The 7,818-nt window shown below is 67.0% G+C and carries 10 protein-coding genes; 7 read left to right on the plus strand and 3 right to left on the minus strand.

Features of this window, described 5'->3' with window-relative positions:
• A partial coding sequence (mftG, locus tag ACRDUX_RS35900) for a mycofactocin dehydrogenase MftG (protein WP_526421461.1) occupies window positions 1–1,305 on the plus strand: 1,305 nt, incomplete at its 5' end.
• Here mftG and ACRDUX_RS35905 read toward each other — a convergent pair.
• Window positions 1,295–1,960, minus strand: coding sequence for an aspartate/glutamate racemase family protein (locus ACRDUX_RS35905; protein WP_526421463.1), 666 nt, complete (start codon window positions 1,958–1,960; stop codon window positions 1,295–1,297). The genes mftG and ACRDUX_RS35905 overlap by 11 nt on opposite strands.
• Before the next feature lie 101 nt (window positions 1,961–2,061).
• On the opposite strand from ACRDUX_RS35905, the gene ACRDUX_RS35910 reads away from it, so the two are divergent.
• Window positions 2,062–2,724 carry a TetR/AcrR family transcriptional regulator gene (locus ACRDUX_RS35910; RefSeq protein ID WP_526421465.1) on the plus strand — a complete coding sequence of 221 codons (663 nt, stop codon included), beginning with the start codon at window positions 2,062–2,064 and terminating at the stop codon, window positions 2,722–2,724.
• Here the strand turns inward: ACRDUX_RS35910 and ACRDUX_RS35915 are convergent.
• Window positions 2,690–3,943 (minus strand): cytochrome P450, encoded by a 1,254-nt coding sequence (locus tag ACRDUX_RS35915; protein ID WP_526421467.1) that lies wholly within the window; start codon window positions 3,941–3,943, stop codon window positions 2,690–2,692. The genes ACRDUX_RS35910 and ACRDUX_RS35915 overlap by 35 nt on opposite strands.
• A 135-nt stretch (window positions 3,944–4,078) precedes the next feature.
• Between ACRDUX_RS35915 and ACRDUX_RS35920 the strand changes: the two genes are divergently transcribed.
• Entirely contained in the window at window positions 4,079–5,665 is a 1,587-nt protein-coding gene (locus ACRDUX_RS35920; protein ID WP_526421469.1) for a carboxylesterase/lipase family protein, read from the plus strand.
• A 47-nt stretch (window positions 5,666–5,712) separates the two neighbouring features.
• Entirely contained in the window at window positions 5,713–6,024 is a 312-nt protein-coding gene (locus ACRDUX_RS35925) for a nuclear transport factor 2 family protein (protein ID WP_526421475.1), read from the plus strand.
• Between the two features lie 17 nt (window positions 6,025–6,041).
• Here ACRDUX_RS35925 and ACRDUX_RS35930 read toward each other — a convergent pair whose 3' ends face one another.
• Window positions 6,042–6,515 carry a PaaI family thioesterase gene (locus ACRDUX_RS35930; protein ID WP_526421471.1) on the minus strand — a complete coding sequence of 158 codons (474 nt, stop codon included), beginning with the start codon at window positions 6,513–6,515 and terminating at the stop codon, window positions 6,042–6,044.
• A gap of 144 nt (window positions 6,516–6,659) precedes the next feature.
• Between ACRDUX_RS35930 and ACRDUX_RS35935 the strand changes: the two genes are divergently transcribed.
• The 3 genes from ACRDUX_RS35935 to ACRDUX_RS35945 all read left to right on the plus strand — a co-directional run.
• Window positions 6,660–7,031 carry a hypothetical protein gene (locus tag ACRDUX_RS35935; RefSeq protein ID WP_526421473.1) on the plus strand — a complete coding sequence of 124 codons (372 nt, stop codon included), beginning with the start codon at window positions 6,660–6,662 and terminating at the stop codon, window positions 7,029–7,031.
• A 404-nt stretch (window positions 7,032–7,435) separates the two neighbouring features.
• Window positions 7,436–7,741: a 30S ribosomal protein S10 gene (gene rpsJ / locus ACRDUX_RS35940; protein WP_003925843.1), complete on the plus strand. Its 306-nt coding sequence runs from the start codon at window positions 7,436–7,438 to the stop codon at window positions 7,739–7,741.
• A gap of 12 nt (window positions 7,742–7,753) precedes the next feature.
• The coding region (locus tag ACRDUX_RS35945; protein WP_264916254.1) for a hypothetical protein at window positions 7,754–7,818 on the plus strand (65 nt) is incomplete at its 3' end.

The raw sequence follows: 7,818 nt of genomic DNA on the forward strand, positions 1-7,818 counted from the left end.
GGTCCGGCCGACCCGCGGGTAATGGACCAGATCAGCGATGGCCTGCGGCTGCCGATCGGGTCCGCGAGCTCTGTGGTTCGTCGCTACGAGACCACGCTGACGGACGCACCCCTGCGCAGCACCTCGATCATGCGGGGGTCGGTGGTAGGTGGGTCCGGCGCCGTCAACGGCGGCTACTTCTGCCGCGGTCTGCCAGGAGACTTCGACGGGTGGGGGATCCCTGGCTGGTCGTGGAAGGACGTGCTCCCGCACTTTCGGGCCATCGAGACCGACCTCGACTTCGACGGTCCGCTGCACGGCTCCTCCGGTCCGATGCTGATCCGCCGGGTCACCGGATTCGAGACCGGTGCAGCGGCTTTCGTCGAGGCCGCCCGCGGGCAGGGCTACGCGTGGGTGGCGGACCTCAACGGTGAGGCAGCGGGCCGCACCGGTGTCGGCGCCGTGCCCCTCAACATCGACCGTGGCACCAGGGTCGGTCCAGGGGGTGCGTTTCTCGGGCCTGCGATGCACCGACCGAATCTCACGGTGTTGGACAAGACCCGGGTGGTTCGGATCAGGTTCACCCAGCACCGGGCGGTCGGCGTCGAGTACGCCGTGCCCGGCGGACTTGAGCAATTGACGGCGGACCACGTCGTCCTCTCAGCGGGCGCGATCGGGTCTGCGCATCTGCTCATGACATCGGGGATCGGGCCGCAGGCGCAATTGACCGCCGCCGGCGTGCCGGTGCTGGTTGACCTGCCGGTGGGGACGCGGAGCATCGATCATCCCGAGTGGGTGCTCCCGGTCGACTGGCCCTCCGCGCCGGGTCGGCCTCCGCTGGAGGTGCTGCTCACCACCGCGGATGGCCTGGAGATACGCTCCTACACAACGGGTTTCGCGGCGATGGCCGGAGCCGGACACGACCCCGCGGACCGTCCACATCTCGGTGTGACACTCATGCGGCCGCGCGCCCGCGGCCGGGTGCAGTTGACGTCCGCCGACGTCGCGGTGTCACCGTCGATCCAGCACCGCTATGACAGCGAGCCCGATGACGTCGCCGCCCTGCGAGCCGGTGCGGAACTCGCCCACGACCTGGCGGGATCCGGCTACGAGGCCAGAGAATCGTCCTGGTCGACGTCGCAACATCTGTGCGGCACCATTCCGATGGGCCGCGATGGCGACGCCCCGCTCGACGAGAAATGCCGGGTGCGCGGCGTCGACGGGCTCTGGGTGGTCGATGGTTCGATTCTGCCCGACATCACCAGCCGCGGGCCGCACGCCACCATCGTCATGATCGGCCACCGGGCGGCCGAGTTCATCCGTTGACGTGGCGCATCGCCACCAGGGCTTCCGCCAGCACGGTGGCCGCGACGACGCCGTCGACGACGGGAACGCCGAGACGCTCCGTGAGGGGCCCGGCGAACCGAGCCATTGCGGCGCAACCCAATACGATTGCACGGCTGCCGTCCTGAGCCAGGGCCGTCGCGCATAGGTCGCCGATGGGCTCGATCGTGGTCGGATCCGAGTCGATCCGCAGGACGGGTATGTCGCACGCATACACGCCGAGGCACTGGTTGGGGGTATGGGCCTTTGCAAGTTCCCAGCCCCGCGGCACCGTAGCCGACGTCGAGGTGACCACCGAGAAACTCCCCGCGACCAGAGCGGCGGCGTGCATGGCGGCCTGCGCGATGCCAAGCACCGGAACGTCGACGATGGCGCGGACCTCGTCGAGGCCCGGGTCGCCGAAACAGGCGATCACGTAGGCGTCGGGCGGCGCGGCGCTACCAGCCGCCTTGTGGACTTCCGTGAGAATTCCTGGCACACAGCGACGTTCGTCGTCTTCGCTCTCGATGCTGGATGGACCGTACGAGGGATTGACGGCAAGCACGGTGGTGGTTGGCCTGGCGGCCGCCCGTGCCGACTCGCCGATCGCCGTGGTCATCGACGCGGTGGTGTTGGGGTTGACGAAGAACAGGCGCACCCATCCAGCCTAAGGCCCCGTCGGGCACGTTGCGGGTCGACTGGGTCGCCATGGTGGGTCGGTAGGCTGGCAGTCTCATTTCCCATGGAGGTGTGGCAGACATGAGGGGCGGAAGTTCCGATCCACGGCCCGCTCGCTCGCGGGCACGGCTGCTCGATGCCGCGACGGAACTGCTGCGTTCGGGTGGGCCGAGCGCGGTGACCATCGATGCCGTCACCCGCAGCGCCGACGTCGCCAGGGCCACCCTGTACCGGCACTTCTCCAGCGCCGACGACTTGTTGGCCGCCAGCTTCACCAGTCTCATCCCGCCGCCACCGATGCCTCCCGATGAAGGTTCGCTGAGTGAGAGACTGACCGCGATCGTGGTGGCCTGGGCCGAGTCGATCGCCGAAGCGCCCACCATCCTGACGGCGATGTCGTGGCTGTCGCTTGGGCCGGACATCGACCGGTTGCCGGAGATGCGGCACAACGACACCAGCAGTCCCGAGATGCGTTCGCTGCGGGAACGCATCGCCCAGCAGTATTCGGCGCCGTTCGACGTGATCTTCGACAGCCCACTAGCTGCTGCCGAACTGAAACCAGTAGACCGGACAATGGCTTTGGCGCTGTTGATCGGTCCGTTGGCGTTCGGCAGCATGAGTACGCTCGCCGAATTCGACTACCAGCGGGTCGCGGTGGCCGCCGTCGACGGATTTCTCAAGTGCTTCGCCAGGGAGCCCGGCGCCGGGGTCAACGCAACGAGTACCGGATCGGGAGGTGCTTGAGTCCGCCGACGAATGTGGTCGCGGAAAGCTCTGGTAGACCGGCGAGTTCGACGGAATCCAGGCGCGGGAGCAACTCCGAGAAGAGGCTGTTCATCTCCATCCGCGCCAGCGCGGCGCCCAAGCAGAAGTGGACGCCGTAACCGAAGGAGACGTGCTTGTTCGGGTCGCGGCTGACGTCGAAGCGGAACGGGTCGGCGAACACCTCCTCGTCGCGGTTGCCCGACACGTAGGCCAGATACACCGAGTCGCCGTTGGCGATGTCGACCCCGCGCACGGTGGTGTCTGCGGTGGCGGTCCGCATGAATTCCTTGACCGGCGTGGACCACCGGATCATTTCCTCGACGGCGGTGGGCATCAGACCGGGGTCGTTGCGCAGTCGATCGAGCTCGCCGGGGTTGTCGATCAGCGCGCGCATTCCCCCGGAGATCGCGTCCTTGGTGGTGTCGTGGCCCGCGCTGGCGACGATGACGTAGTACGACGCGGTGTCGACGTCGGACAGCGGTTCACCGTCTACGAAGCCGTTGGCGATCGCCGACGCCAGGTCGCCGGTCGGCTGCTCACGCCGCGATGCGGTCAGCTTGGAGAAGTAGGTGAAGAAGTCGAGCAACACCGCGAATTGATCCTCGAGTGAGCCGCCGTCGCGCTTGTACTCGTCGTCGTCACCGCCGAACATCTCCTGGGTCAGGGCATGCATGCGGCCGAAGTCGGATTCCGGCAGGCCCAGCAGCGACATGATCACGTACAGCGGGAAGTCGATGGCGATGTCCGTCACGAAGTCGCATTCGCCTCCGAGGTCGGCCATCTTGTCGACGTAACGCCTGGCCAGTTCGTCGACGCGCACCTTGAGGTCGCGCATCGCCTTCGGCCGGAACCAGTCCGCACCGATCTGACGGACCTTGCGGTGGTGGGGATCGTCCATGTGGATCAGCGTGCGCAGGCCCAGGCCCGCCTCGAGCTGTTCCTTGGCCATGTCGTCGGCGGCCGCCGTGGCCAACAGTGGCCTCGGCTCGCTGATGAAGAGCTCGTTGTCCCGCTCGATGGCCATGATGTCGGCGTGCTTGGTGATGGCCCAGAACGGGCGATACGGCCGATTGTCAACCCACGCAACGGGATTGTTTGCACGCAGGTGGGTGAGCGCCGCGTGCAGTCGCCCGTCGTCGGCGTAGGCGGTGGGATCGGCGAGCACCTTGGCGGCGTCGTCCATGGTCGGTGAGCTCATTGAGACTCCTCATCTGCAGGCTGCACTTGACGGGTGTCGAGTTGACAGCTTAGGGCGGGCCGCCGACCGCGATGGCTGGATTGCCCGGATCCGGTGGCGGGATGCCTCGGTCCGTCTTCAGTAGGCTCGGTCGGGATGCGCGCTGAGTCGGTTGGCCTGAGGATGATGGCGATTTTGTTCACCGTGCTGGTTCTGGTCACCGGTTGTGCGCGCGGCGACGACGTGGCGCCGCCGACGTCCGAGCCGCCCGCCGACCCGGCGCTGGTCCAGACGCAGACGGGCACCGTCCGTGGCGTCGTCACGCCCGAGCATCGCCTCTTCGGCGGAATTCCCTACGCCGCACCGCCCGTCGGTCCACTGCGCTGGCAGCCCCCTGCGCCTGCGGCGCCATGGCCGGGGATACGTGACGCCACCCGAACCGGCCCCCGTTGCATGCAGGACGCCAGCGACCTGGAGATGGGCAGGCAGACATCCGAGGACTGTCTGACGCTGAACGTGTGGACCCCGCCGCCTTCGGCCGAGAAGCGCGCGGTGATGGTGTGGATCCACGGGGGCGCGTTCGTCAACGGCAGCAGCGGAATCTACGACTCACGGTGGATGGCTTCGCGCGGTGACATCGTCGTCGTCACCCTCAACTACCGACTCGGCGCGCTGGGCTTCCTGGCACATCCGTCGCTGGGGCCCGCGGGCGCGGTCGGCAACTACGGGTTGGCCGACCAGCAGGCCGCCATGCGCTGGGTGCACGACAACATTGCCAGCTTCGGCGGCGATCCGAACGCCGTCACCATCGCCGGTGAATCGGCGGGCGGCATGTCGGTGTGCGATCACCTCGTCGCCCCTGCCTCTACGGGACTCTTCCGGGCGGCGATCATCCAGAGCGGGCCGTGCCAGGCCCAGCTCGCACTGCCCGCCGCCGAGAAGATCAGCCTCGACTACGCGCGTGAAGCCGGCTGCGGAGATCCGCGCACCGCGGCGGCCTGCCTGCGGGCGCTGCCTGCGGAGCGATTGCGAAAACCGGTGTGGTACTACCGAATCGGGGAGGACGCCTTGAGCGGTCCCGTGACGGGAACGACGGTGCTGCCGGAAGATCCGGTGGCGGCGATGGCGCAGGGCCGGGCGGCCGACGTCCCGGTGATGATCGGCAGCAACCGTGATGAGTTCACGCTGTTCGTCGCCCTGCAGTACCTGCGACAGAAGGCGGTGTACGCCGAGGCTGATTATCCGCGGCTGCTGGCGGATACCTTCGGACGCGATGCCGGTGCGGTCGCCGCGCACTACCCCCTGTCGCACTACGACGGCAGTGTGCCGCTCGCGTACTCCGCCGCGGTCACCGACGGTGTGTTCGCGTGCGTCACCGCCAAGATGGCCGAAGGGCTGGCCAGGGCCGAGCCGGTGTACGTCTACGAGTTCAACGACCGTGGCGCCCCGGCGCCTGGCCCGTTGCGCACGTTGCCGTTCCCCGTCGGCGCCAGTCACTCCCTGGAGTTGCGCTACCTCTTCGACATCGGCGGGGCCCCGGCTCTCAATCCCGACCAGCAGGTGCTGTCCGACCAGATGATCGACGCGTGGAGCCAGTTCGTCCGGGACGGCCATCCCGGAGATGGCTGGCCCGCGTTCGACGGCGAGGAAAAGCGGTGGTCACTGCGCCCGGACGGCAGCAGGGTGGAGACCGATTTCGATCAACTGCACCAGTGCCCGTTCTGGGCCGGTCCGAAGGGGTGAATCAGGTGTCGACACCGGATCCGGCGGCCTTCGCCGACGAGTGGGTCATGGCGTGGAACGCCCACGACGTCGAGGCGGTACTCGCACACTTCCACGACGACGTGGTGTTCAGCTCGCCCGTGGCCGCCCGGCTGCTGCCGCACACCGGGGGTGTGGTTCGTGGCAAGCCCGCTCTGCGTGACTACTGGGTGACCGCGCTCGGCACGCTGCCGGATCTGCACTTCGAGCTGATCGGTGTGTACCGGGGCGAGTCGCTGGTGGTGATCAACTACCGCAACCAACGCGGCGGTCTGGTGAACGAGGTTCTGATATTCGACGGCGATCTGGTTCGTGAAGGCCACGGGACCTACCTGCCGTAGCTCAAGCCTGCCGTAGCTCAAGCAGGCGTCACCCAGGTGGTGATGTCGGCGTGTACGACCTCTTGCCCCGACCGGTCGGTGACGCTGACGGGGACGACGAGTTCCGTCCCCTCGATGACGAGCCGGAAGTCGGGCGGATCGAGTCGGGCGGTGGCGCGCAGCGACGTGGTGGCCTTCTGCAGATACGACACCGTCATCGCCTTCGGGATCCACCGGTGCGTCGAGGGAACCGTCGCCTCCATCAGCATGCCCATCGCCACCTCGGCGGCGTTGCACGACGCGATCGCGTGCACGGTCCGCAGATGGTTGTTGACGAAGAACCACTTCGGGACGTCGACCTCGGCAAGACCGGGCTCCATGCGCGTGACGTGGGGGAGCACCGAGGTGAAGTACGGCACCCGGACCATCGCGGCCAGGGAGAAGAGTCTGGTTCCGCCGGGATGCCCCGACAGTCGCTGCCACGCGCGGTAGGTAGAGCTCGCAGTAGTCATGGACCCCTATCTTACCGATGAGTAAGATCGAGCTGCGCCTCCGGAAGGTCAATCCGCGGAAAAGTGAGGGAATCGGTGTGCCTGGTTGCTCCTAGCTGACGAACGCCGCTCGTCCAAGGGCGGCGACCACGCAAGGAGACTGACATGAGGACCACGTCAACCACCCGCAACCTGACCCGCTTCCACTACGCAGCGACACTCCTCGGCGCCATGGCCGTCATCGCCTTCGCCCCGGCGACCGCTCACGCCACCGACAACGAGCCAGGCCCTGGCGGCGGCTGCAACTACACCGACGCGGATGGCTACGACATCCCGATCGATAACGGCCAGGACGTCTTCGTCGACGGGAAGATCGTCTCCTGCCGGGACGGACAGATTGTCGTCACCACCGCGCCGAAGCGCGGTGTCGGCAACCTGCGGCCGCAGCTCATCGACCCGAGCCCGTCGGTACTGACCGAGACGCCGCAGCGCGTGCCGCTGGTGACCGGAAACGTGTCGGCCTCGAAAACCCCGTGAAGACGACCGTCGGAGACGGTGTCGGAGTAGTCACTGCCGGATGCCCTAACCTGGAGCAACGAGCCGTCCGTTCCGCTTTGGTCAGGGATTTGGAACAGGCCCATTTCTAAGGCATACTGTTCGGGTTGCCTTGAGCCGGGACGGCGCTTGATAAAAAGCGTGCCTGGCCTCGGCATACGACCAGCGCCCTCACGGGCGCGTCCGGTCCCAACACTCGAGTGCGGCGGATTTTCGGCGCGGGAGAGCGTGCGCAAGGGCGACACACCCGAGCGCGGGGGTCGGTGGACCACAGACAGGTAAACAGCGGCGGCATAGCCAGCGCGCTACCGGGCGGACAACCGTCGGGTAGGGCGCACGAACACCAGGCCCAGTTATGGGCCCGTTAATAGTGAGGTAGGACAAGCGTGGCGGGACAGAAGATCCGCATCAGGCTCAAGGCCTACGACCACGAGGCGATCGATGCCTCGGCGCGCAAGATCGTTGAAACGGTCACCCGTACGGGCGCGAGTGTCGTTGGTCCGGTGCCGCTGCCGACGGAGAAGAACATCTACTGCGTCATCCGGTCCCCGCATAAGTACAAGGACTCGCGGGAGCATTTCGAGATGCGCACCCACAAACGCCTCATCGACATCCTCGACCCGACGCCGAAGACCGTTGACGCTCTCATGCGCATCGATCTGCCGGCGAGCGTCGACGTCAACATCCAGTAGGAGATTCCAGACATGGCACGCAAAGGCATTCTGGGCACCAAGCTGGGCATGACGCAGGTGTTCGACGAGAACAACAA

The sequence above is a fragment of the Mycobacterium sp. genome (assembly GCF_050701675.1).
Lineage (GTDB): Bacteria > Actinomycetota > Actinomycetes > Mycobacteriales > Mycobacteriaceae > Mycobacterium.

Coding starts and splice junctions, on each gene's coding strand:
- ACRDUX_RS35935 (WP_526421473.1), top strand. CDS start 6,660: ATGAGGACCACGTCAACCACCCGCAACCTGACCCGCTTCCACTACGCA.
- ACRDUX_RS35930 (WP_526421471.1), bottom strand. CDS start 6,515: ATGACTACTGCGAGCTCTACCTACCGCGCGTGGCAGCGACTGTCGGGG.
- ACRDUX_RS35925 (WP_526421475.1), top strand. CDS start 5,713: ATGGCGTGGAACGCCCACGACGTCGAGGCGGTACTCGCACACTTCCAC.
- ACRDUX_RS35915 (WP_526421467.1), bottom strand. CDS start 3,943: ATGAGCTCACCGACCATGGACGACGCCGCCAAGGTGCTCGCCGATCCC.
- ACRDUX_RS35920 (WP_526421469.1), top strand. CDS start 4,079: ATGCGCGCTGAGTCGGTTGGCCTGAGGATGATGGCGATTTTGTTCACC.
- ACRDUX_RS35910 (WP_526421465.1), top strand. CDS start 2,062: ATGAGGGGCGGAAGTTCCGATCCACGGCCCGCTCGCTCGCGGGCACGG.